The organism is Paraburkholderia acidipaludis NBRC 101816 (genome assembly GCF_000684975.1).
In the GTDB taxonomy this organism is placed as follows: Bacteria; Pseudomonadota; Gammaproteobacteria; order Burkholderiales; family Burkholderiaceae; genus Paraburkholderia; species Paraburkholderia acidipaludis.
In genome coordinates this window covers 359716-382791 of the sequence record NZ_BAXZ01000005.1, presented here as the reverse complement: position 1 = coordinate 382791, position 23076 = coordinate 359716, and the positions used below count along the sequence as shown (strand labels likewise).

The 23076-nt window shown below is 65.6% G+C and carries 18 protein-coding genes; 17 read left to right on the top strand and 1 reads right to left on the bottom strand.

Annotated elements, in window-relative coordinates:
• Positions 1-61: 61 nt before the first annotated feature.
• Positions 62-1255 carry a M20 aminoacylase family protein gene (locus tag BAC01S_RS08745; protein WP_027794427.1) on the bottom strand — a complete coding sequence of 398 codons (1194 nt, stop codon included), beginning with the start codon at positions 1253-1255 and terminating at the stop codon, positions 62-64.
• Positions 1256-1509: 254 nt separating this feature from the next.
• On the opposite strand from BAC01S_RS08745, the gene BAC01S_RS08740 reads away from it, so the two are divergent.
• The 17 genes from BAC01S_RS08740 to ftsA all read left to right on the top strand — a co-directional run bounded on the left by BAC01S_RS08740 (position 1510) and on the right by ftsA (position 23019).
• A complete protein-coding gene (locus BAC01S_RS08740; RefSeq protein ID WP_027794426.1) occupies positions 1510-3588 on the top strand; it encodes a molybdopterin-containing oxidoreductase family protein in 2079 nt (692 codons plus the stop codon).
• A gap of 161 nt (positions 3589-3749) precedes the next feature.
• The gene (locus BAC01S_RS08735; RefSeq protein WP_027794425.1) at positions 3750-5423 is read left to right on the top strand and encodes a long-chain fatty acid--CoA ligase; all 1674 of its coding nucleotides are present in this window, start codon (positions 3750-3752) and stop codon (positions 5421-5423) included.
• Between the two features lie 396 nt (positions 5424-5819).
• Complete coding sequence (gene coq7, locus BAC01S_RS08730) at positions 5820-6509, top strand: 2-polyprenyl-3-methyl-6-methoxy-1,4-benzoquinone monooxygenase (RefSeq protein ID WP_027794424.1); 690 nt, start codon at positions 5820-5822, stop codon at positions 6507-6509.
• Between the two features lie 388 nt (positions 6510-6897).
• A complete protein-coding gene (gene mraZ, locus BAC01S_RS08725) occupies positions 6898-7326 on the top strand; it encodes a division/cell wall cluster transcriptional repressor MraZ (protein WP_027794423.1) in 429 nt (142 codons plus the stop codon).
• Between the two features lie 28 nt (positions 7327-7354).
• Complete coding sequence (gene rsmH / locus BAC01S_RS08720; protein WP_027794422.1) at positions 7355-8296, top strand: 16S rRNA (cytosine(1402)-N(4))-methyltransferase RsmH; 942 nt, start codon at positions 7355-7357, stop codon at positions 8294-8296.
• A complete protein-coding gene (gene ftsL, locus BAC01S_RS08715; RefSeq protein ID WP_027794421.1) occupies positions 8293-8649 on the top strand; it encodes a cell division protein FtsL in 357 nt (118 codons plus the stop codon). The genes rsmH and ftsL overlap by 4 nt, the downstream gene beginning before the upstream one ends.
• Positions 8646-10538, top strand: a complete 1893-nt coding sequence (locus tag BAC01S_RS08710; RefSeq protein ID WP_027794420.1) for a peptidoglycan D,D-transpeptidase FtsI family protein — start codon at positions 8646-8648, stop codon at positions 10536-10538. The genes ftsL and BAC01S_RS08710 overlap by 4 nt, the downstream gene beginning before the upstream one ends.
• A complete protein-coding gene (locus BAC01S_RS08705; RefSeq protein WP_027794419.1) occupies positions 10535-12091 on the top strand; it encodes a UDP-N-acetylmuramoyl-L-alanyl-D-glutamate--2,6-diaminopimelate ligase in 1557 nt (518 codons plus the stop codon). Before BAC01S_RS08710 ends, BAC01S_RS08705 begins: the two co-directional genes overlap by 4 nt.
• Positions 12088-13500 carry a UDP-N-acetylmuramoyl-tripeptide--D-alanyl-D-alanine ligase gene (locus BAC01S_RS08700; protein ID WP_027794418.1) on the top strand — a complete coding sequence of 471 codons (1413 nt, stop codon included), beginning with the start codon at positions 12088-12090 and terminating at the stop codon, positions 13498-13500. The genes BAC01S_RS08705 and BAC01S_RS08700 overlap by 4 nt, the downstream gene beginning before the upstream one ends.
• A 20-nt stretch (positions 13501-13520) precedes the next feature.
• Positions 13521-14690, top strand: a complete 1170-nt coding sequence (mraY, locus tag BAC01S_RS08695) for a phospho-N-acetylmuramoyl-pentapeptide-transferase (RefSeq protein ID WP_027794417.1) — start codon at positions 13521-13523, stop codon at positions 14688-14690.
• A gap of 32 nt (positions 14691-14722) precedes the next feature.
• Positions 14723-16237, top strand: coding sequence for a UDP-N-acetylmuramoyl-L-alanine--D-glutamate ligase (gene murD, locus BAC01S_RS08690; RefSeq protein WP_027794416.1), 1515 nt, complete (start codon positions 14723-14725; stop codon positions 16235-16237).
• Positions 16234-17496, top strand: coding sequence for a putative lipid II flippase FtsW (gene ftsW / locus BAC01S_RS08685; protein WP_027794415.1), 1263 nt, complete (start codon positions 16234-16236; stop codon positions 17494-17496). Before murD ends, ftsW begins: the two co-directional genes overlap by 4 nt.
• On the top strand, positions 17493-18605 hold the full coding sequence (gene murG, locus BAC01S_RS08680) for an undecaprenyldiphospho-muramoylpentapeptide beta-N-acetylglucosaminyltransferase (protein ID WP_027794414.1): 1113 nt from the start codon (positions 17493-17495) through the stop codon (positions 18603-18605). The genes ftsW and murG overlap by 4 nt, the downstream gene beginning before the upstream one ends.
• Positions 18602-19996, top strand: a complete 1395-nt coding sequence (murC, locus tag BAC01S_RS08675) for a UDP-N-acetylmuramate--L-alanine ligase (protein WP_027794413.1) — start codon at positions 18602-18604, stop codon at positions 19994-19996. The genes murG and murC overlap by 4 nt, the downstream gene beginning before the upstream one ends.
• 5 nt (positions 19997-20001) lie before the next feature.
• The gene (locus tag BAC01S_RS08670) at positions 20002-20943 is read left to right on the top strand and encodes a D-alanine--D-alanine ligase (protein WP_027794412.1); all 942 of its coding nucleotides are present in this window, start codon (positions 20002-20004) and stop codon (positions 20941-20943) included.
• 63 nt (positions 20944-21006) lie between these two features.
• Positions 21007-21759: a cell division protein FtsQ/DivIB gene (locus BAC01S_RS08665; protein WP_027794411.1), complete on the top strand. Its 753-nt coding sequence runs from the start codon at positions 21007-21009 to the stop codon at positions 21757-21759.
• Between the two features lie 27 nt (positions 21760-21786).
• Complete coding sequence (gene ftsA, locus BAC01S_RS08660; protein WP_027794410.1) at positions 21787-23019, top strand: cell division protein FtsA; 1233 nt, start codon at positions 21787-21789, stop codon at positions 23017-23019.
• Positions 23020-23076 lie beyond the last annotated feature (57 nt).

Sequence of the window (23076 nt, the reverse complement as noted above, 5' to 3'; positions counted from 1 at the left end):
TTTTTGGCTGATGCGCAGCGACTCAGGGCGCGCTGTCCTTTTAGCCTGACCGCCTTCCGGCCTACTGCCTCGCAAGAAACTTCGTCGCCAGTTGCACCCAGTACGACGAGCCAACCGGCAACAACTGATCGTTGAAGTCGTAGCTCGCGTTGTGCAGCATGCAGGGTCCCGCACCGTGGCCGGCCTCGCGATGACCACCGTCGCCATTCCCCAGAAACGCGTAGCAGCCCGGCTTCTCGAGCAGCATGAACGAAAAGTCCTCGGCGCCCATTGTCGGCTCGACGTTCGCGTTCACGCAGTCATCACCTGCCAGTTCGCGCATGACCTCCACCGCGAATTGAGTTTCGGCACTGCTGTTCACCGTCGGCGGATAGTTGCGCAGGAACGAAATCTCGACCGAACAATCATACGCATCCGCAGTGCTTTCCGCGATCTTGCGCAACCGCGATTCGATGAGATCCAGCGTCTCGGTAGTGAACGTGCGGACCGTCCCAGCAATCCACGCTTCATTTGGCACCACATTCACCGCATCGCCGGCATGAATCTGCGTAATCGACAGCACTGCCGTGTCCAAGGGCTTCTTGTTGCGCGTGATGATGCTTTGCAGCCCGTTCGCAATCTGCACGGCCGTAAAGACCGGGTCGCGTCCGTTGTGCGGCAGTGCAGCATGTGAACCCACGCCCGTGATCACGATCCGGAACTCGTTGCTCGACGCCATGATCGGCCCTTCCGTCACGCCGAAGTAGCCCGCCGGCATGCCTGGCCAGTTGTGAATGCCAAACACCGCGTCGACGGGAAAGCGGTCGAACAGGCCATCTTTGATCATGGCCTTCGCACCGGCGCCGCCTTCTTCCGCCGGCTGGAAAATGAACACGATCGTTCCGTCGAACTGGCCGTGCCTTGCCAGGTATTGCGCCGCGCCAAGCAGCATCGCGGTATGGCCGTCATGGCCGCATGCATGCATTTTTCCTTCGTTGCGCGAGCGGTGTTCGAAGGTATTGAGCTCCTGGACCGGCAGCGCGTCCATGTCGGCGCGCAGACCCACCGACCGGGCGCCGTTGCCGCGTTTGAGGACACCGACCACGCCCGTCTTGCCCAATCCCCGATGCACTTCGATACCCCACTCGGCGAGCTTCGACGCAACGAGCTCCGAGGTGTGGGTTTCTTCGTAGCGCAGTTCTGGATGGGCGTGGATCGTTCGTCGGAGGGTCTGGATTTCGCCTTGGGCGGACTGGATTTCGGGAATCAGTTTCATGGCGGACTGGTTGTAGCAGGTGAGCACCCGGAATCGAGCGGGCCTGGACAAACCATTCTACGCCCAACCTTTTTTTTCGCGCCAACCGGCCGGGGTCTCTCCCAGGACGTGGGGCCGGACAGACTAAAATCGCAAGAACGCTCTGCGCGTGAACGGATCGGCGTAGTCAGGGCTAACCCCTGGCTACACTCGACAAGTGCTGAAATACCAGCTTCGGTTCGGATAGAAATGACGCCTCGCCCGATGGACTACCAATGAACGCCCCAGCCGAATTTGCCCGTGCGGTCTGTCCCCACGATTGCCCCGATACCTGCGCGATGCGCGTGACCGTAGACAACGGCCGGGCGGTCAAGGTGACGGGCGATCCCGACCATCCGCCGACGCAGGGCGTGCTTTGTACAAAAGTGAGCCGTTACGCGGAACGCGTTCACCATCCGAAGCGCTTGACGCAGCCGATGAAACGCGTCGGCCGCAAGGGTGAAGGGCGGTTCGAGCCCATCAGCTGGGACGAGGCATGCGCGATCGCCGCCGATCGCCTGGGTGAAATCGCGCGGCGTTCGCCCGAAGCGATCGTTCCCTACAGCTATGCCGGCACGATGGGCCTCGTGCAGGGCGACAGCATTTCGCAACGCTTCTTTCACAAACTGGGTGCGTCGCGGCTGGACCGCACGATTTGCGCAGCAGCCGGTGCGGCCGGCCTGCGCTACACGTACGGCGCCGGTATCGGCATGCATACGGAGTTCTTCGCCGAAAGCGAGCTGATCCTGATCTGGGGCGCCAACCCGGTCGCGTCGAATCTGCACTTCTGGACGCGCGCCCAGGAGGCGAAGCGCAACGGCGCCAGGCTGATCGCCATCGACCCGTACCGATCGCTGACTGCAGAAAAGTGCCACCAGCACGTCGCATTGAAGCCCGGCACGGATGGGGCGCTCGCGCTCGGCATGATGCACGTTCTGATTGTCGAGGATCGGCTCGATCACGACTACATTGCCGCGCACACGCACGGGTACGAGGCGCTCAAGGTTCGAGCACTGACCTACACGCCGGCGCGCGTCGCGCAGATCTGCGGCATCGACGAGCAGACGATCGTCGACCTTGCGCGTCTTTACGGCTCGACGCGCAAGGCGGCGATCCGCATGAACTACGGTCTGCAGCGCGTGCGCGGCGGCGGCAACGCGGTGCGCGCGATCGCGTGCCTGCCGGCGCTGACGGGCGCCTGGCGCGAGCGGGCAGGAGGCGCGCTGCTGTCGTCGTCGGGGTGGGCCAATGTCGATGCCAACGCGCTGCAGCGCCCGGACCTGATTCCGGGCTGGCCGAAAGCGCTGCCGCGCGTGATCAACATGAACCAGATCGGCGACGCGCTCACGCATGCCGGCGATGCCGCGTTTGGTCCGAAGGTGGAGGCGCTCGTCGTCTACAACTCGAACCCGGTGGCGGTTGCTCCCGATTCGGGCAAGGTCGCGGCGGGTTTCGCGCGCGAAGACCTCTTCACGATCGTGCTGGAACAGTTCCAGACCGACACCGCCGATTACGCCGATCTGCTGCTGCCCGCGACCACGCAACTCGAACACCTCGACATCCATAAATCCTACGGCCACACGCACGTGATGGCGAATCTGCCCGCCATCGCGCCGGTGGGCGAGGCGCGTCCGAATACGGAAATCTTCCGCATGATCGCCCGCAGGATGGGCCTGACCGAACCGGCGCTTTTCGAGAGCGACGAGGAAGTGGCGGCCAGGGCGTTTCACTGGGAAGACCCGGCATTCGGGGGTATCGATTGGGCCACGTTGAAGTCGAACGGCTGGGCAAAGCTTCAGATCGCCGATGCGCCGTTCGCGCACGGCGGCTTTCGCACGCCTTCGGGCAAGTGCGAGTTCTACAGCGACGCGCTCGCGAAAGCGGGGCTCGACCCGCTGCCGGACTACCTGCCGCCCTACGAATCGGCGGATGGCGCGCCCGAACTGGCCGCCCGCTATCCGCTCGCGATGATCTCGCCGCCGGCGCGCAACTTCCTGAACAGTACCTTCGTCAATGTCGAGAGTCTGCGCGCGACGGAAGGCGAGCCGCACGTCGACCTGAATGCTGTCGATGCTGCCCGCCGCGGCATCGGGAACGGCGACGAAGTGCGCGTCTTCAACGATCGCGGCGCGCTGCGCGCGCGGGCACGCGTGAGCGAGCGTGCGCGAGAGGGCCTCGTGGTCGGTCTGTCGATCTGGTGGAAGAAGCTCGCGCCCGATGGCCGCAACGCCAACGAGGTGACGAGCCAGGCGCTGACCGACCTCGGCGGATCCGCCACGTTTTACGACTGCCTCGTGGAAATCGAGCGGGCCTGACCTTCTTCCGTGGACGAGCGGCGCATGCCGCGCCGGCTTGCGCGCCGCCGGCGTTCGAAGGGCTTCTCTAACTCGCTGATTCAGCGGCTTAAAGCCCGGAGCGCCATGCTACGATCCACGTTTTAGCACGATCATTCGAAAATTAACGGAGGAGACGCCGCATGGAAAAAATCTGGCTGAAATCGTATCCCCCCGGCGTTCCAGCAGAGATCGACGCGGGGCGCTACGCGTCCATCACGGCGCTGCTCGAAGAGAGCTTCAGCACGTACCGGACGAAGCCGGCCTTTGCGTGCATGGGCAAGTCGATCACCTACGGCGAGCTCGACGATCTTTCGCGTCGGCTCGCGGCCTGGTTCCAGTCGCGCGGCATCGCGCCCGGGTCGCGCATCGCGATCATGATGCCGAATGTGCTGCAATATCCCGTCGCGCTCGCGGCGATCCTGCGCGCGGGCTATGTGGTCGTGAACGTGAATCCGCTTTACACGCCGCGCGAACTCGAACATCAGCTCAAGGACAGCGGCGCCGAGGCGATCGTCATCCTCGAGAATTTCGCCGCCACGCTAGACGCCGTCATCGCGAACACGGCGGTCAAGCATGTCGTGGCTGCGTCGATGGGCGATCTGCTCGGCGTGAAGGGCTGCCTCGTCAATTTCGTCGTCCGGCGCGTGAAGAAGATGGTGCCGGCGTGGACGCTGCCGGGTCACGTCCGTTTCAACGACGCCCTTTCCGCCGGTGCGCGCGCGAGCTTCAAGCGCGTCGAGCAGACGCCCGACGACATCGCCTTCCTCCAGTACACGGGCGGCACGACGGGCGTTTCGAAGGGCGCAACGCTGCTGCATCGCAATCTGATCGCGAACGTGCTGCAGTCCGCCGCCTGGACCGAGCCGGTGCTTTCGAAGCTGCCGGCCGGCCAGCAGGCGGTGACGGTTGCGGCGCTGCCGCTCTACCACGTGTTCGCGCTGACCGTGTGCGGACTCCTCGCGATCCGCACGGGCGGTCTCGCGGTTCTGATTCCGAATCCGCGCGACATCGCGGGCATGATCAAGGAGCTGCAAGGCTACTCGATCACGACGTTTCCGGCCGTGAACACGCTCTACAACGCGATGCTCAATCACCCCGATTTCGGCAAGCTCGACTTCTCGAAGCTGCTCGTGGCCAACGGCGGCGGCATGGCGGTCCAGGAGGCGGTGGCGAAGCGCTGGTATGAGCAGACGCATACGCCCATCATCGAGGGCTACGGGCTCTCGGAAACGTCGCCTAGCGTGACCTGCAATCCGACCACGGCGACCGAGTACACGGGGACCATCGGCCTCCCGCTGCCCTCGACCGAAATTTCGATTCGCGACGACGAGGGTAAGGAACTGGCGATCGGCGAGCCGGGCGAGATCTGCATCCGCGGCCCGCAGGTGATGGCGGGCTACTGGAACCGGCCGGAGGAGACGGCGAAGGTCATGACGGCGGACGGTTTCTTCAAGTCGGGCGACGTGGGCGTGATGAACACGCGCGGTTACGTGAAGCTCGTCGACCGCAAGAAGGACATGATTCTCGTGTCGGGATTCAACGTCTACCCGAACGAGGTCGAAGACGTGGTGGCGAAGCTGCCGGGCGTATTCGAGGTGGCGGCGGTGGGCGTGCCCGACCAGCATTCCGGCGAGGCGGTGAAGCTCTTCATCGTGAAAAAGGATCCGGCGCTCACCGACAAGGATGTCTTCGAATACTGCAAGTCGCAGCTCACGGGCTACAAGCGCCCGAAGATCGTCGAGTTCCGCACCGAACTGCCGAAGAGCAACGTCGGCAAGATTCTGCGGCGCGAATTGCGCGACGGCCGCGCCTGAGCGGCGCGCGCCGCGGCGAACTTGCCGTGCGACATGGCCTGCCCGTGAAGGCGGGCCATTTTTGTTTGGTCCGCGGGACGCACAAAACGGGCCAAAGAAAAAGGCGCCCGTAGGCGCCTTCGAGGATGACACGGCTGTTCTTCTTCGAACTTGCGGCAGATGACCTGGCCCCGCCGTGCAGCATCGCGAGAAGTCCTCTGTAACGTCAGACGCAAGTCTATGTCAAAAAAGCGGGAGCAAAGGCATCGCTAAGTATCTGTTTCGTTTATACAACATGGAATAGAATATGAAGTTAGCTATCAGCGGTGCTGCTGATTGACAGTAATTCGTAATATCAAGTAATGGCGAAAGACGACCGGCGCTCGCCTTCCGCTCGCGTATCGAAAGGGAGGTTGGATGACGCTTGACGAATTGATTACCGAATTCGATCGAGGCCTGCGTTCGATGACTGGCGTGTCGCGCATGTCGCGGCCGATGCCCGTGCCGGCTGTGTCGGCGGGCACGGAGGCCGCCGCCGAAGAGTCCGAAGTATCCGCAACCGCGGAAGCCGCGCTCCCGGCCGCGAACGACCTCACCCAGGCTGAGCGCGCGCATGCAGCCGGTCTGATGCGCGTGAACCACGTTGGCGAGGTGTGCGCCCAGGCGCTCTATCAGGCACAAAAACTCGCCACGCGCTCGCCTGCGCTCAAGGCCGCGTTCACCCAGGCTGCGCTCGAGGAAGAAGATCACCTCGCGTGGACCGCGCGCCGTCTGCAGGCGCTCGACTCGCGCCCGAGCCTGCTCAATCCGCTGTGGTATGCCGGTGCGCTGGCGATCGGCTTCGCCGCGGGCCGCTTCGGCGACAAGGTGAGCCTCGGCTTCATGGCCGAGACGGAGCGGCAGGTCGAGCACCATCTCGACAGCCATCTGGATAGCCTGCCGCAGGCCGACCTGGAATCGCGCGCCGTGGTCGAACAGATGCGTGCCGACGAGATCTCGCACGCGAAGGCCGCCACTGACGCAGGGGGTATCGAGTTGCCGCTTCCGGTGCGAACGCTCATGCGTGCCGTGTCGAAAGTCATGACGCGCACGGCCTACTATATTTGACGCTTTGAAGTGGGACGGCGGCATTCGCCGTCCCGGCTATCCACCGCCATTCCTCCTGTCTGCCCCACCGTTTTAATCCCCTCCGAATCCCATCGCCCCCGCCGTTTTCGCCAGGTTTTTCACGTATCACCTTCAGAACCTGCGTTAGTTCATTCATTCATAACGATTTTTGGTTTTCGGGTCGACCTGAAGAAGCGCCGCTAAGTCCTTGTTCTAACGGATAAATTTCGTCAAGAAATGGCCCGCGTCCCTTGACCCTCGTGGGGTGTTCCTCTAAAGTGGGAGACAGTGTGAGAAAGTGTTTTTTTGTGTGATTTCAGGCGCGTATTCGGGTAAATTCATTTGAATTGGGACGGGCGGCGAGTGGCGCCGCGCGAGGGGGAGCAAATTGTTCCAGGGGGCGTCGGCGCTGGCACTCGATGCGAAAGGACGGATGTCGATTCCGTCTCGCTATCGGGACGCGCTGCAACAACAGGCAGAAGGACGGGTGACGATCACCAAGCACCCGGACGGCTGCCTGTTGCTATTTCCGCGCCCCGAATGGGAGGTTTTCCGCGCGAAGGTCGCCGCGCTGCCGATGGACGCGCACTGGTGGCGCCGCATCTTTCTCGGCAACGCGTCCGACGTCGATCTCGACAGCGCGGGCCGCGTGCTCGTCTCGCCTGAATTACGTCTGGCAGCAGGAATGGAAAAGGAAGTCATGCTGCTCGGCATGGGTAGTCATTTTGAGTTGTGGGATGCACAGACGTACATCGCCAAGGAGCAGGCGGCGATGGCGCAGGGCATGCCCGACGCCTTGAAGAATTTCACGTTCTGATCGCGGATAAAGAGCTATGGCATCTGCGATGGGACAAGGACTGCAGCATCGCACGGTGCTGCTCGATGAAGCGGTCGACGTGCTGGTCACGCGCGCGGACGGCGTCTATGTGGACGGCACGTTCGGGCGCGGCGGGCATAGTCGCGCGATTCTCGGCCGGCTTTCCGAAGCCGGGCGTCTGATCGCGTTCGACAAGGATCCGCAGGCGATCGCCACGGCCGCCACCGTCGAGGATCCGCGTTTTTCGATTGTGCATGAGAGTTTTGCTTCGCTGCGCGATGCCCTGGCGTCGCGCGGGGTAGGGCGTGTGTCGGGTGTGCTGCTGGACCTTGGCGTGTCGTCGCCGCAGGTTGACGATCCGCAGCGCGGATTCAGTTTCCGCGCAAACGGTCCGCTCGACATGCGGATGGACCCGACGCGCGGCGAGTCCGCTGCCGACTGGCTCGCTCGGGCCACGCTGCAGGAACTGACGGAGGTGATACGAGATTATGGGGAAGAACGGTTTGCTTTTCAGATTGCAAAGGCGCTTGTTGCTCGCCGGGCAGAGTCCGAACGTCTCGGGCCTCTCGACAGCACGGGCGAGCTTGCCCAAATCGTGGCTAACGTCGTCAAGACCCGTGAGAAGGGTAAGGACCCGGCAACCCGCACCTTTCAGGCTATACGGATTCACGTCAATCAAGAGCTTGCGGACCTGCAGGCCGTTCTAGAGGCGGCCTTGGCGACGCTTGAGCAGGGGGGGCGGCTGGTGGTCATCAGCTTTCATTCGCTCGAAGACCGGATCGTCAAGCGGTTCATGCAGGCGCACGCCAGCGCGCCCGCGATCGACCGCCGCCTGCCGATCCGCGCCGTCGACCTGCCCAGCCCGCCGCTCAAGCTGCTTGGCCGCGTGTTCGCGAGCGACGAAGAAGTCGCCGCGAACCCGCGCGCCCGCTCGGCCGTGATGCGCACCGCGGAGCGCGTCACGCCATGAACCGCCTGAACATCTTCCTGCTGATCGTCGTGATGGGCTGTGCGTTGTCGGTCGTCAACGCCACCAACCAGCAGCGGCAGATCTTCATCCAGCTGCAGCGCGCGCAAGCGGAAGAGCACCAGCTTCAGCAGGACTACGACCAGCTTCAATATCAGCAGAGCGCGCTGTCGAAGACATCGCGCGTAGAACAGATCGCCACCGATTCGCTCAAGATGCAGGCCGTCACGACCGGACGCACGCAATACCTGACGCTCGCGTCCGGCGCCGCCGCCGCGACCGAGGCGCCGGTGCCCACGTCGGCGCCGGCTGCTTCGCCTGCCGCGGCTTCCGGCCGTCGCGGAGGCACGCGATGAAAAAGGGCAACAGCCGCAAGAGCGTCGCGTTTTCGTCGAATCCGATTCTTTCCGTGCGCCTGCCGATGTGGCGCTCGAAGCTCGTCGTGTTCATGCTGTTCATGGCGTTCGTCGCGCTTGCCGCGCGCGCGTTCTGGATCCAGGGCCCGGGCAACGCGTTCTACCAGAAGCAGGGCGAGAGCCGCTATCAGCGCACGATCGAACTGGCCGCCACGCGCGGCAAGATTCTCGACCGCAACGGGCTCGTGCTCGCCACGAGCCTGCCGGTGCGCGCCATCTGGGCGATTCCCGAAGACGTGCCCGACGACCTGGGCGCCGACAAGCTCGCGCAGCTCGGCCAGTTGCTCGGCATGTCGACGACCGACTTGCGCAAGAAGCTTTCCGAGGACAAGACTTTCGTCTACGTGAAGCGCCAGGTGCCGATCGACGTCGCCGCCAAAGTGGCGTTGCTCGGCATTCCGGGCATTTATCAGCGCAACGAATACAAGCGTTACTACCCCGAAGGCGAGATCACCGCGCACCTGATCGGCTTCACGAACGTGGAAGACTATGGCCAGGAAGGCGTGGAGCTCGCAGACCAGAAGGTTCTCGCGGGTGTTCCGGGCATTCGCCACGTCATCAAGGACCGTATGGGCCACATCGTCGAGGACGTGGACGAGCAGGTGGTGCCGCACGATGGCCAGGACGTGCGGCTGTCGATCGACAGCCAGATCCAGTACATCACGTATGAAGACCTGAAGGCGGCCGTCGAGAAGTTCAAGGCGAAGGCCGGCGCCGCGATGGTGGTGGACGTGCGCACGGGTGAAGTGCTTTCGCTCGTCAACTATCCGACCTACAACCCGAACGACCGCTCGCACCTCACGGGCGAGCAGCTGCGCAATCGTGTTCTCACCGACGTGTTCGAGCCGGGCTCGATCATGAAGCCGTTCACGGTGTCGCTGGCGCTGGATCTGCACCGGGTCTCGCCGACTACACTGGTGGATACGGGCCCGGGCCACTTCACGCTGGACGGCGCGACCATCACCGACGACGCCGCATTCGGCGTGCTGACGGTGGGCGGCGTGATCCAGAAGTCGAGCAATATCGGCGCGACGAAGATCGCGATGACGCTCAAGCCCGAAGAAATGTGGGACATGTACACCAGCATCGGACTCGGTCAGGCGCCGAAGGTCGGGTTCCCCGGCGCGGCGGCGGGCCGCTTGCGTCCGTGGAAGAGCTGGCGCCGCATCGAGCAGGCGACGATGTCCTACGGCTACGGCCTTTCGGTGTCGCTGTTCCAGCTCGCGCGCGCGTACACGGCCATCGCGCACGACGGCCAGATCCTGCCCGTGACGTTGTTCCGCCATCCGGGCGACGATCAGCCCGTGACCGGCACCCAGGTGTTCTCGCCGACCACGGCACGCGAAGTCCGTACCATGCTCGAAAGCGTCGTGTCGAAGGACGGCACCTCGCCCGACGCGGCCGTTCCGGGCTACCGCGTGGGCGGCAAGTCGGGCACGGCGTACAAGCACGAGGGGCGCGGCTACGACAAGTCGAAGTATCGCGCCTCGTTCGTCGGCATGGCGCCGATGCCTAACCCGCGCATCGTGGTGGCCGTGTCGATCGACGAGCCGACCGCCGGCAGCCACTTCGGCGGCGCCGTGTCGGGTCCGGTGTTCGCGGGCATCGCCGGCGACACGCTGCGCACGCTCAACGTGCCGCCCGACATGCCGGTCAAGCAGCTTGTCGTCTCCGACGACAGCGCCCAGGCCACGCCGTCGAACTCGCCCGCCACGGCCACCGCCGCGCCGGCGAAGCATGCGTCGGCCGCGCCGAAGTCCACCGCCGGTGCCGCTCGCCACATGACCGTCGCCGACAGTGCGAACAACCGACCCGGAGTCGTCCGATGAGCGCCACGCGCACCCAGCATCCCGCGCACCGGCAGATCGCGGACGCGCTCGCGTGGCTGCGCGCGCGCGTCGCGTCGGGCGCCGATCTGCACGCCGACACGCGCTCGCTGAAGGCGGGCGATGTGTTCGTGGCCTACGCCGTCGACGGCGCGGATAACCGCCCGCACGTCGACAACGCGATCGAGCGCGGCGCCGCCGCCATCCTCTATCAGCCGGAAGGCTTCACAGGTCCGGTGGACGCATCGATGTCGTTCGCGGTGCCGCAGCTCGACGTGCTGGCCGGCGAGATCGCGAGCGGCTGGTATGGCGATTCGAGCGACGCGATGCTCGTGGTCGGCGTGACGGGCACGAACGGCAAGACGTCGTGCAGCCAGTGGGTCGCCACGGCGCTCACGGCGATCGGCCAGAAGTGCGCGATCGTCGGCACGCTCGGCAGCGGCTTTCCGGGCCAGCTCACGCATACGGGCTTCACGACGCCGGACGCGCCGCAACTGCAGCGCAGCCTCGCGCAGCTGCACAAGGCCGGCGCGCGGGCCGTGGCGATGGAAGTGTCGTCGCATGCGCTGCATCAGGGCCGCGTGAACGGCACCTCGTTCGACGTCGCGATCTTCACGAATCTGACCCAGGATCACCTTGACTATCACCGCACGTTCGAGGCCTATGAGGCGGCGAAAGCGCGTCTTTTCGCGTGGCCCGGACTGCGAGCGGCGGTGATCAACGCCGACGACGCAGCGGGTCGTCGCCTGCTGGCCTCGACACGCGGCCATGCGCGCACCATCGCGTACGGCATCGCAACGTCGGCTGCCGAAGCGCCCGTTGCCGATGCGTGGCTGCGCGCGGAAAACGTGCGCGCGACGGCCACGGGCACGGCGTTCCATCTGACCACGTCCGACTGGGGCGACGCCGAAGTCGAGGTGCAGACGCTCGGCCTCTTCAACGTGAGCAACCTGCTCGGCGTGCTCGGCGCACTGCTGGCCGCGAACGTGCCGCTCGTGGCCGCGCTGAACGAACTGGCGAAGCTGCAGCCTGTGAATGGCCGCATGGAGCGTCTTGGCGGCCGCGTCGATCACGACGAACCGCTCGTCGTGATCGACTACGCGCACACGCCCGATGCGCTCGAAAAGACCCTCGAAGCGCTGCGCCCGATCGCGGCGGCGCGCGGCGGCGAGCTCGTCTGCATGTTCGGCTGCGGCGGCGACCGCGACGCCACGAAGCGTCCGTTGATGGGTGCGATTGCCGAGCGGCTCGCAGACCAGGTCGTCGTGACGAGCGACAACCCGCGCAGCGAATCGCCAGCCGCGATCATCGACCAGATCGTCGGCGGCATGCGCGAGCCCGAAAAGGCGCGCCGCATCGAGGACCGCGCGAGCGCGATCCTGCAGGCGGTGCGCGGCGCAGCGCGCGAAGACGTCGTCGTGCTGGCCGGCAAGGGGCACGAGGCGACCCAGGAAATCATGGGCAAGAAGCGCGCGTTCTCGGATCAGGATCACGCGCGGCTTGCTCTCGCAGCCCGTCCGACTTCCGATCGGCATGGGCGCGGAGGCGGCGAATGACAATGCTTTCCCTGCGCGATGCGGCGGCGTTGATTCCGGGCGCGAGCGTGCTCGGCGACGAGAACGCCACGTTCGCGCGTATTTCGACCGACAGCCGCACGGCCGGCCCGGGCGACCTGTTCGTCGCGCTCAAGGGCGACCGCTTCGACGCGCACGATTTCCTGCAGGAAGTCGCGGACCGTCACGTGAATGCCGTGCTCGTTTCGCGCAGCCCCGGCGACTGGCGCACGCCTGCCCTGCGCGTGGACGACACGCGCGCGGCGCTCGGCGCGCTCGCGCTCGGCTGGCGGCGGCGCTTCACGCTGCCGCTCGTCGCGGTGACGGGCAGCAACGGCAAGACGACGGTCAAGGAAATGATTGCCGCGATCTTTGCGGCGGCGGTTGGAGAAGAATGTCGTCTCGCTACGTCCGGAAACCTCAATAACGACATCGGCGTGCCGCTCACGCTGCTGCGTTTATCCAGTGCACATCGCCTCGCGGTCGTCGAACTCGGGATGAATCATCCGGGCGAGACGGAGCTGCTGGCGCAGTTCGCCGAGCCGACCGTCGCGGTGGTCAACAACGCGCAGCGTGAACACCAGGAATTCATGGCGACGGTGGAAGCCGTCGCGCTCGAGCACGCCAGCGTGATCCACGCTCTGAAGCCCGAAGGCGTCGCGGTATTTCCCGCCGACGACGCCTACGCGGGCATCTGGCGCGTCGCGGCGACCGGCTCGCAGATTCTCGATTTCGCCCTGCATACGGAAGCAAGCGCCGTCGACGCCGCGGTGACGGGCAAGCTCACCGGCAACCGCCTCGCCATCGCGACGCCCGAGGGGCATCTCGAAGTCGAGCTGCAGGTGCTGGGCGCGCACAACGCGCACAACGCGCTTGCGGCCACGGCGGCCGCGCTGGCGGCAGGGGTCTCGCTCGATGCGATCCGTCGCGGTCTGGAAGCGTTCGAACCGGTGAAGGGCCGCTTGCAGGTAAAACATGCCGCGTTCCGGGAACTTACGGGTGCGGCGGTGATCGACGACACCTACAACGCGAACCCCGATTCCGTGCGCGCGGCGATCGACGTGCTCGCGGCGCAGGCCGCGCCGCGCGTGCTCGTGCTGGGCGACATGGGCGAAGTGGGCGACGAAGGTCCGGCGTTCCATCGCGAGGTGGGCGCGTATGCGAAAGAGCGCGGCATCGACGCGCTCTACACGCTCGGTCAGGCGGCGGGCGACGCATCGGCGGCGTTCGGTGCGAACGCGCTGCATAGCGTCGGCGTTAGCGAACTGGTGAACGCATTGGCCGCGGCCGGCTACGGCGGCGGCGCAACGATACTCGTGAAAGGCTCGCGCTTCATGCAGATGGAGCGTGTAGTGGCGGCCCTGACGAATCCGCAAAACCCTGCGCCGGACGCTGCGTCCGGTACGCACTGAAATACGAAGGAATACAAGGCATGTTACTGGCGCTGGCGCAATGGCTGCAGAATGACGCAAGCTTCTTGCGCGTGTTCAGTTATCTGACGTTCCGCGCGGTGATGGCGACCATCACCGCGATGGCGATCGGGCTCGTGCTGGGCCCGTGGGTCATTCGCAAGCTGACCGCGATGAAAGTCGGCCAGGCCGTGCGCACGGACGGCCCGCAGACGCATCTCGTGAAGTCGGGCACGCCGACCATGGGCGGCGTCCTGATCCTGCTGGGCATCGCCGTTTCGACGCTGCTCTGGGCCGATCTCGCGAACCGCTTCATCTGGATCGTGATGCTCGTGACGTTCGGGTTCGGACTGATCGGCTGGGTGGACGACTATCGCAAGGTCGTCTACAAGGATCCGCGCGGAATGTCCTCGCGCGAGAAGTATTTCTGGCAGTCGGTGATCGGCCTCTTCGCCGCCGTGTATCTCGCCTTCAGCGTGTCCGAGGCGAGCAACGTGCGCGTGTTCGACCTCTTCATGGCGTGGGTGAGGAGCGGCCTCTCGATGGGCCTGCCCGCGCGCGCCGACCTGCTGCTGCCGTTCCTCAAGTCGATCAGCTATCCGCTCGGCGTATGGGGCTTCATTGCGCTCACGTATTTCGTGATCGTCGGCGCGAGCAACGCCGTGAACCTCACCGACGGCCTCGACGGCCTCGTCATCATGCCGGTCGTGCTCGTGGGCGCGTCGCTCGGCGTGTTCGCCTACGTGATGGGCAGTTCGGTCTACTCGAAGTACCTGCTGTTCCCGCACATTCCCGGTGCGGGCGAGCTGTTGATTTTCTGCTCGGCGATGGGCGGGGCAGGGCTCGCGTTCCTCTGGTTCAACACGTATCCGGCCCAGGTGTTCATGGGCGACGTGGGCGCGCTCGCGCTGGGCGGCGCGCTCGGCACGATTGCCGTGATCGTGCGCCAGGAAATCGTGCTCTTCATCATGGGCGGCATCTTCGTTGCGGAGACGTTCTCCGTGATGCTGCAGGTCACCTGGTTCAAGTACACCAAGAAGCGGTATGGCGAGGGCCGGCGCATCTTCAAGATGGCGCCGCTGCATCACCACTTCGAGCTGTCGGGCTGGAAGGAAACGCAGGTCGTCGTGCGTTTCTGGGTCATCACGCTGATGCTGTGCCTGTTCGGTCTGTCCACGCTCAAGCTGCGCTGAGCCATCAAGTAAGTCATCAAGGAAAGCAAGCGATGTTTGGCGAGAAGTTTCGGGATCGGCAAAAGCCGATGGTGCTCGTGCTGGGGCTCGGTGAATCCGGGCTTGCCATGGCGCGCTGGTGTGCGCGGCACGGTTGCCGCCTGCGCATTGCCGATACGCGCGAAGTGCCGCCCGGCCTGCCCGAACTCGCCGTGCACGGCATCGACGCCGATTTCGTCGGCGGCGCGTTCTCGACGGCGCTGCTCGACGGCGTCGAACTCGTCGCCATCAGCCCCGGCCTCTCGCCGCTCGCAGCCGATCTCGTGCCGCTGCTCGCAGCCGCGCGCGAACGCGGCATCGACGTGTGGGGCGAACTCGAACTTTTTGCGCAGGCTTTGAAGCACCTGGGAGAGAGCGGCTACGCGCCGAAGGTGCTCGCGATCACCGGCACGAACGGCAAGACCACGACGACGAGCCTCGCGGGCCTGCTCTGCGCGCGCGCGGGCAAGCGCGTGGCGGTGGCCGGCAACATCAGCCCGGCGATGCTCGACAAGCTCGCCGAAGCGATCGACAACACCGCGCTGCCCGACGTCTGGGTGCTCGAACTGTCGAGCTTCCAGCTGGAGACGTCGCACACGTTCGCTCCCGCCGCCGCCGCCATCCTGAACATCACGCAGGACCACCTCGACTGGCACGGCGGGCTCGACGCCTACGCGGCCGCGAAGGGCCGCATTTTCGGGCCGCAAACGACGCGCGTGCTCAACCGCGACGACGCGCGCGTGATGTCGCTCGCGTCGTCCGCGGACAACACGGCTCGCGTGGTCACGTTCGGCGTCGACGAGCCGCGGCAGGACGGCGACTACGGCCTCTCGCGCGACAACGGCATGCTGTGGCTCGTGCAGGCGCACGATCGCGACGCGACGGACGAACCGGTCTCCGCGCGCCGGCGCAAGCAGCAGGAGACGGCGCCGGTGAATCTCGCCAACAAGCGCCTCATGCCGGCCGACGCCCTGCGGATTCGCGGTCTGCATAACGCAGCAAACGCGCTGGCCGCGTTCGCGCTCGCGCGCGCGATCGACCTGCCCGCCGCGCCGCTGTTGCACGGTTTGCGCGAGTATCGCGGCGAGCCGCATCGCGTGGAGCTGATCGCCTCGATCGACGGCATCGATTACGTGGACGACAGCAAGGGCACGAACGTCGGCGCGACGGTCGCGGCGCTCGACGGCCTCGCGCAGCGCGCGGTGCTGATCGCGGGCGGCGACGGCAAGGGTCAGGACTTCGAACCGCTTGCGGCCCCCGTCGAGCGCTGGTGCCGCGCGGTGATGCTGATCGGTCGCGACGCGCCGCAAATCCGTGCTGCGCTGGCGTCTACCGGCATCGTGATCGACGACCATCCGACGCTCGAAGCCGCCACACGCGCTGCGACGGCGCTCGCTCAGCCTGGCGACGTCGTGCTGCTTTCGCCGGCCTGTGCGAGCTTCGACATGTTCAGGGGTTACGCTCATCGCGCAGCCGTGTTCCACGACACGGTCGAGGAAATCGCCGCAGAACGGGGGACGATGATATGAGCTGGTCCGAACGGTTCGGTTCACGTCTGTCGGGCGAGGGCGGCGGCGCTGCCTCGGGGGGCGGTGCGGCGCGCTCGGGGGGGCTTGCGAGCGTCGTCAACGGTGTGCGCCCCGCGCGTTCGCGCATGCTCGACTACGACCACTCGCTGCTGTGGGCCGTGATTGCGCTGCTTGGCCTCGGCGTGGTGATGGTGTATTCGGCCTCGATCGCGATGCCCGATTCGCCGAAGTACGCCTCGTACCACGACTACGCGTTCCTCGTGCGCCACATCGCCTCGCTCGTGATCGCTTCGATCGCGGCGGTCGTGGCGTTCCGCATCCCCGTTTCGACGTGGGACCGCTACGCGCCGAAGCTCTTCCTGATCGCGCTCGTCATGCTCGTCGTCGTGCTGATTCCGCACATCGGCAAGGGCGTGAACGGCGCGCGCCGCTGGATTCCGCTCGGCATCACGAACATGCAGCCGTCCGAAATCATGAAGCTCGCCGTGACGATTTACGCGGCGAACTACACGGTGCGCAAGCAGGAGTACATGCACAGCTTCGCCAAGGGCTTCCTGCCGATGGCGTTCGCCGTGGGCGTGGTGGGCGCGCTGCTGCTGCTCGAACCCGACATGGGCGCGTTCATGGTGATCGCCGCGATCGCGATGGGCGTGCTGTTCCTCGGCGGCGTGAACGGCAAGCTGTTCGGCGGCCTCGTGGCGACGGCGGTGGGCACGTTCACGATGCTCGTGTGGCTCTCGCCCTGGCGCCGCGAGCGGATCTTCGCGTACCTCGATCCGTGGGACGACCGCTACGCGCAGGGCAAGGCGTATCAGCTCACGCACTCGCTGATCGCGTTCGGGCGCGGCGAGTGGTTCGGCGTGGGTCTCGGCGGCAGCGTCGAAAAGCTCAACTACCTGCCCGAAGCGCACACCGACTTCATTCTCGCCGTGATCGGCGAGGAACTCGGCTTCGTCGGCGTGCTGGTCGTGATCCTGCTGTTCTACTGGATCGTGCGCCGCTCGTTCGAGATCGGCCGCCAGGCGCTCGCGCTCGACCGCACGTTCGCGGGGCTCGTCGCGAAGGGCATCGGCGTGTGGTTCGGCGCGCAGGCGTTCATCAACATGGGCGTGAACCTCGGCCTGCTGCCCACCAAGGGTCTTACGCTGCCGCTCGTGAGTTACGGCGGCTCGGGCATTCTGCTCAACTGCATCGCGGTGGCGCTGCTCTTGCGCGTGGATTACGAGAACCGGGTCTTGATGCGCGGAGGCAAGGTATGACTGCTGCACCGCGCACGCTCATGGTGATGGCCGGCGGCACGGGGGGGCACGTGTTCCCCGGGCTCGCGGTCGCGCGCCGCATGCAGGCGTGGGGCTGGTGCGTGGTGTGGCTCGGCAATCCCGCGGGCATGGAAGCGACGCTCGTGCCGAAGCACGGCATTCCGATGGAATATGTGCGGTTTGGCGGCGTGCGCGGCAAGGGCATCAAGACCAAGCTGATGCTGCCGCTGAACCTGCTGCGCGCGTTCACGCAGAGCCGCGCGGCACTCGCGCGCGTGAAGCCGGACGTCGTGCTCGGCATGGGCGGCTACATCACGTTCCCGGCGGGCGTGATGAGCGCGATGACGGGGCGTCCGCTCGTGCTGCACGAGCAGAACTCGATCGCGGGCCTTGCGAACAAGGTGCTCGCCAAACTCGCGAAGCGCGTGCTTGTCGCCTTCCCGGGCGCGCTGCCGCACGGCGAATGGACCGGCAATCCGATTCGCGAAGAGCTGGCGCACGTGGAAGCGCCGCGCGTCCGCTATGCGGCGCGCAGCGGTCCGCTACACGTGCTCGTGGTGGGCGGTAGCCTTGGCGCGACGGCGCTTAACGAAGTCGTGCCGCGCGCGCTGGCGCTGCTCGCGCCGGGCGAACGTCCGTTGGTCGTGCATCAGGCGGGCGCGAAGCATATCGACGCGCTGAAGGCGAACTACGCCGACGCGGGCTTGCTGGACGCAAACGCAGGCGAGAGCGTGCGGCTCGTGCCGTTCATCGACGACATGGCGAGCGCCTACGCCAACGCCGACCTCGTCATCTGCCGCTCGGGCGCGATGACGGTTGCGGAAATCGCGGCGGTGGGGGTGGCGGCGTGCTTCGTGCCGTTCCCGTTCGCCGTGGACGACCATCAGACCACCAACGCCGCGTTCCTGGCCGACAAGGACGCGGCGCGCGTGGTGCAGCAACGCGACCTGACGGCGGAAGGACTCGCCGACTGGCTGCGGCAACAAACAAGAGAAACGCTGGCGGAAATGGCCGAGCGCGCCCGCGCGCTCGCGAAACCCGACGCCGCCGATCAGGTCGCGAGCATCTGCGCGGCGGTGGCGGGCGCTAGTGCGGGAGGAAAGCAATGAAACACATCGTCAAACATATCCATTTCGTCGGCATCGGCGGCGCAGGCATGAGCGGCATTGCCGAAGTGCTCGTCAATCTCGGCTATCAGGTGAGCGGCTCGGACCTCGCGAAGAACGGCGTTACCGACCGCCTCGCGGCGCTCGGCGCGCGCATCTCGATCGGTCACGCCGAAGAGAACATCGAAGGCGCGAACGCCGTGGTCGTCTCCACGGCCGTGCGCAGCGACAACCCCGAAGTGCTGGCGGCGCGACACCGCCGCATCCCCATCGTGCCGCGCGCCGTGATGCTCGCGGAGCTGATGCGCCTGAAGCAGGGCATCGCGATTGCGGGCACGCACGGCAAGACCACCACCACCTCGCTCGTGGCGAGCGTGCTGGCGGCGGGCGGGCTCGACCCGACCTTCGTGATCGGCGGGCGCCTCATCAGCGCGGGCGCGAATGCGCGCCTCGGCACCGGCGACTTCATCGTCGCCGAGGCCGACGAGTCGGACGCGTCGTTCCTCAATCTCTTTCCGGTGATCGAAGTCATCACGAATATCGACGCCGATCACATGGACACCTACGGGCACGACTTCGCGCGCCTGAAGCAGGCGTTCATCGAATTCACGCACCGGCTGCCGTTCTACGGCATCGCGGTGCTGTGCGTGGACGATCCGAACGTGAAGGAAATCCTGCCGTTCGTTTCGAAGCCGATCATCCGCTACGGTCTTGCATCCGATGCGCAGGTGCGCGCGGTGAATGTCGTCGCGCACGACGGCAAGATGCACTTCACGGCGATGCGCGAGGACGCGCCGTCGCTCGACATCGTGCTGAATCTGCCGGGCACGCACAACGTGCAGAATGCGCTGGCCGCGATCGCGATCGCGACCGAACTCGAAGTGAAGGACGCCGACATCCAGCGCGCGCTCGCCGAATTCAACGGCGTGGGACGCCGTTTCCAGCGTTATGGCGAAATTCCCGTCAACGGCGGCGGCACCTACACGTTGATCGACGATTATGGGCATCACCCGGTGGAGATGGCCGCGACCATCGCGGCCGCGCGCGGCGCGTTCCCCGAGCGGCGTCTCGTGCTGGCGTTCCAGCCGCACCGCTTTACGCGCACGCGCGACTGCTTTGAAGATTTCGTGAAGGTGCTGTCGACCGTCGACGCGCTCGTGCTGACCGACGTCTACGCGGCCGGCGAAGCGCCGATCGTTGCCGCCGACGGCCGCGCGCTCGCACGCGCGATCCGTGTGGCGGGCAAGGTCGAGCCGGTGTTCGTGGAAACGGTGGACGAAGTGCCGGAGGCGCTCGCCGCCGTGGTCCGCGACGGCGACGTGGTGATTACGATGGGTGCGGGTTCGATCGGCGGCGTGCCGGGCCGGATCGCCGCACAGGAACAGAAGGTGTGAGCGACATGAGCAGTCTCGACCCTAAGCAATTCGGCAAGGTGGCAGTGTTGCTCGGCGGCGTGTCCGCCGAGCGCGAGGTGTCGCTCAACTCGGGCCGTCTCGTGCATCAGGCGCTTACGGGCGCCGGCATCGACGCGCATCTCTTCGACCCGTCCGAGCGGCCGCTTTCGGCGCTCAAGGACGAAGGTTTCGTGCGCGCGTTCAATGCGCTGCATGGCGGTTATGGCGAGAACGGCCAGATCCAGGGCGCGCTCGACTTCTACGGCATTCGCTATACGGGCACCGGCGTGCTCGGCTCGGCGCTCGGGCTCGACAAGTTCCGCAGCAAGCTCGTGTGGCAGCAGCTCGGCATTCCTACGCCGCCGTTCGAAGCCGTGCTGCGCGGCGACGACTACGCCGCGCGCGCGCCGCAGATCGTGGCGAAGCTCGGTCTGCCGCTTTTCGTGAAGCCCGCGAGCGAGGGCTCGAGCGTGGCCGTGATCAAGGTGAAAGCCGCGGACCAACTCGTCGCAGCAATCGAGGAAGCCGCGAAGTACGACAAGATCGTGCTGGTCGAGAAGAGCATCGAAGGCGGCGGCGAGTACACGGCATGCGTCGCAGGCGACCTCGACCTGCCGCTCATCAAGATCGTGCCCGCGGGCGAGTTCTACGACTACGACGCGAAGTACATTCTCGACACGACGCAATACCTGATTCCGTGCGGCGTGGCGCCGGAGGAAGAGGCGCGCCTCAAGAAGCTCGCGCGCCGCGCGTTCGACGTGCTCGGCTGCACCGACTGGGGCCGCGCCGACTTCATGATCGACGGCGCGGGCAACCCGTATTTCCTCGAAGTGAACACGGCGCCGGGCATGACCGATCACTCGCTGCCGCCCAAGGCTGCGCGCGCGGTCGGCATCCCGTATCAGGAACTGGTCGTGAAGGTGCTGTCGCTCACGCTGAAGGACTAACCCCGCTAACTGACTCACTTGATCAACGGATTGCACCGGACCCTTTGACGCAACAATCTCGAAATGTGGAATAACGTACGCCAGCTCAACCTTGCCACCAACGCGTTGCACGCGCTCCTCGCGCTTGCACTGCTGGCGGCTGGCTGCTACTGGCTCGTGCAGCGGCCGAACTTCGCGCTGCGCGAGATCCGCGTCGAGGGCGATATCGACCACATCAATGCGCCTACGGTGCGTCAGAGCGTGGTCGGCCATCTGAAGGGCAACTTCTTCACCGTCGATCTCGATGCCGCGCGTCAGATGTTCGAGCAGATGCCATGGGTGCGCCATGCGAGCGTGCGACGTGTCTGGCCGAACGCGCTCGCCGTGTCGTTGGAAGAATACAAGCCGCTCGGCACGTGGGGCAGCGATCAGCTCGTGAGCACGGATGGCGAACTCTTCACGGCTAACCAGGGCGAGCTCGATCAGGATCTGCCCGCGTTCGACGGCCCGGATGGCAGCGCGCAGGAAGTGGTCGCGCGTTATCACGACTTCCAGAAATGGTTTGCGCCGCTCGGCCTCACGCCCGACGAGGTGACGCTTTCGCCGCGTTACGCATGGACGGTGAAGCTCTCGAACGGGACGGAGGTGGAACTGGGCCGCGAGCGCAACGCGGACACGCTCTCCGAGCGCACGCACCGGCTCGTCGTGGCATGGGCGGCGGTCACGCAACGTTGGGGGAAAGATATCGAATATGCGGACTTACGCTATCCGAACGGTTTTGCGATCCGGGCAGCCGGCATGCGCTTCATCAGCGACACGACCCCAGGCAAGAAGTAACCAGACATCACACGCAACGAGCACGCTATGAGTAAAGACTACAAGGATCTGCTGGTCGCCCTCGACATCGGGACGTCGAAGGTAGTGGCCGTTGTCGCCGAGCTGAAGGGCGAAGGCCACTACGAGGTGATCGGTCTCGGCCAGAGCGAATCGAAAGGACTCAAGAAGGGCGTGGTGGTGAATATCGAGGCCACCGTGCAATCGATCCAGCGCGCGCTCGAAGAAGCGGAACTCATGGCCGATTGCAAGATCACTAACGTGTTCACCGGCATCGCGGGCAGCCATATTCGCAGCTTCAATTCGAGCGGCATGGTCGCGATCAAGGAGAAGGAAGTCACGCAAACGGATGTTGCGCGCGTGATCGAAACGGCGAAGGCGATCAACATCCCGACCGACCAGCAGGTGCTGCATATCCTCACGCAGGAATTCATCATCGACGGTCAGGAGGATGTGCGCGAGCCGATCGGGATGAGCGGCATCCGGCTCGAAGTGAAGGTGCACATCGTGACGGGCGCGGTGAGCGCGGCGCAGAACATCGTGAAGTGCGTGCGCCGCTGCGGCCTGGAGGTGAACGACCTGATCCTGCAGCCGCTGGCTTCGTCGCTGGCGGTGCTCACCGACGACGAGAAGGAGCTCGGCGTGGTGCTGGTGGACGTGGGCGGCGGCACGACCGACATCGCGATCTTCAGCGAAGGCGCGATCCGCCATACCGCGGTGATTCCGATCGCGGGCGACCAGGTGACGAGCGACATCGCGATGGCGCTGCGCACGCCCACGCCCGACGCGGAAGACATCAAGGTGAGCTACGGCATCGCGAAGCAGGCGCTGGCCGATCCGGACGAGATGATCGAGGTGCCGGGTCTCGGCGAACGTGGCCCACGCACGCTGTCGCGCCAGGCGCTGGCGGCCGTGATCGAGCCGCGCGTGGAAGAGCTGTTCTCGCTCGTGCAGCAGGTGGTGCGCGAGTCGGGCTACGAAGAACTGCTGAGCTCGGGCGTCGTGCTGACGGGCGGCGCGGCGATGATGCCGGGCATGGTCGAGCTGGGCGAAGACATTTTCCTGAAGCCGGTGCGCATTGGCGTGCCGGAGTATGCGGGCGGTCTGGCCGACGTGGTGCGCAACCCGCGCTACTCGACGGCGATGGGCCTGCTCGTGGAAGGCCGCTCGCAGCGCATGCGCGGGCGCAAGGTTGCCGTGCAGTCGGGGTCGATGGGCCAGGTCTTCACGCGGATGAAAGACTGGTTCCTCGGCAACTTCTGAGCACGTAGTGGGAACGAATAAGCAGTAAGCGCCGGTGACGGCGGCCGGCGCGCGGTG

What these genes read in the sequence shown, in the direction of transcription:
- BAC01S_RS08745 (WP_027794427.1), bottom strand. Translation starts at nt 1,255, where the DNA reads ATGAAACTGATTCCCGAAATCCAGTCCGCCCAAGGCGAAATCCAGACC.
- BAC01S_RS08740 (WP_027794426.1), top strand. Translation starts at nt 1,510, where the DNA reads ATGAACGCCCCAGCCGAATTTGCCCGTGCGGTCTGTCCCCACGATTGC.
- BAC01S_RS08735 (WP_027794425.1), top strand. Translation starts at nt 3,750, where the DNA reads ATGGAAAAAATCTGGCTGAAATCGTATCCCCCCGGCGTTCCAGCAGAG.
- coq7 (WP_027794424.1), top strand. Translation starts at nt 5,820, where the DNA reads ATGACGCTTGACGAATTGATTACCGAATTCGATCGAGGCCTGCGTTCG.
- rsmH (WP_027794422.1), top strand. Translation starts at nt 7,355, where the DNA reads ATGGGACAAGGACTGCAGCATCGCACGGTGCTGCTCGATGAAGCGGTC.
- ftsL (WP_027794421.1), top strand. Translation starts at nt 8,293, where the DNA reads ATGAACCGCCTGAACATCTTCCTGCTGATCGTCGTGATGGGCTGTGCG.
- BAC01S_RS08710 (WP_027794420.1), top strand. Translation starts at nt 8,646, where the DNA reads ATGAAAAAGGGCAACAGCCGCAAGAGCGTCGCGTTTTCGTCGAATCCG.
- BAC01S_RS08705 (WP_027794419.1), top strand. Translation starts at nt 10,535, where the DNA reads ATGAGCGCCACGCGCACCCAGCATCCCGCGCACCGGCAGATCGCGGAC.
- BAC01S_RS08700 (WP_027794418.1), top strand. Translation starts at nt 12,088, where the DNA reads ATGACAATGCTTTCCCTGCGCGATGCGGCGGCGTTGATTCCGGGCGCG.
- mraY (WP_027794417.1), top strand. Translation starts at nt 13,521, where the DNA reads ATGTTACTGGCGCTGGCGCAATGGCTGCAGAATGACGCAAGCTTCTTG.
- murD (WP_027794416.1), top strand. Translation starts at nt 14,723, where the DNA reads ATGTTTGGCGAGAAGTTTCGGGATCGGCAAAAGCCGATGGTGCTCGTG.
- ftsW (WP_027794415.1), top strand. Translation starts at nt 16,234, where the DNA reads ATGAGCTGGTCCGAACGGTTCGGTTCACGTCTGTCGGGCGAGGGCGGC.
- murG (WP_027794414.1), top strand. Translation starts at nt 17,493, where the DNA reads ATGACTGCTGCACCGCGCACGCTCATGGTGATGGCCGGCGGCACGGGG.
- murC (WP_027794413.1), top strand. Translation starts at nt 18,602, where the DNA reads ATGAAACACATCGTCAAACATATCCATTTCGTCGGCATCGGCGGCGCA.
- BAC01S_RS08670 (WP_027794412.1), top strand. Translation starts at nt 20,002, where the DNA reads ATGAGCAGTCTCGACCCTAAGCAATTCGGCAAGGTGGCAGTGTTGCTC.
- BAC01S_RS08665 (WP_027794411.1), top strand. Translation starts at nt 21,007, where the DNA reads ATGTGGAATAACGTACGCCAGCTCAACCTTGCCACCAACGCGTTGCAC.
- ftsA (WP_027794410.1), top strand. Translation starts at nt 21,787, where the DNA reads ATGAGTAAAGACTACAAGGATCTGCTGGTCGCCCTCGACATCGGGACG.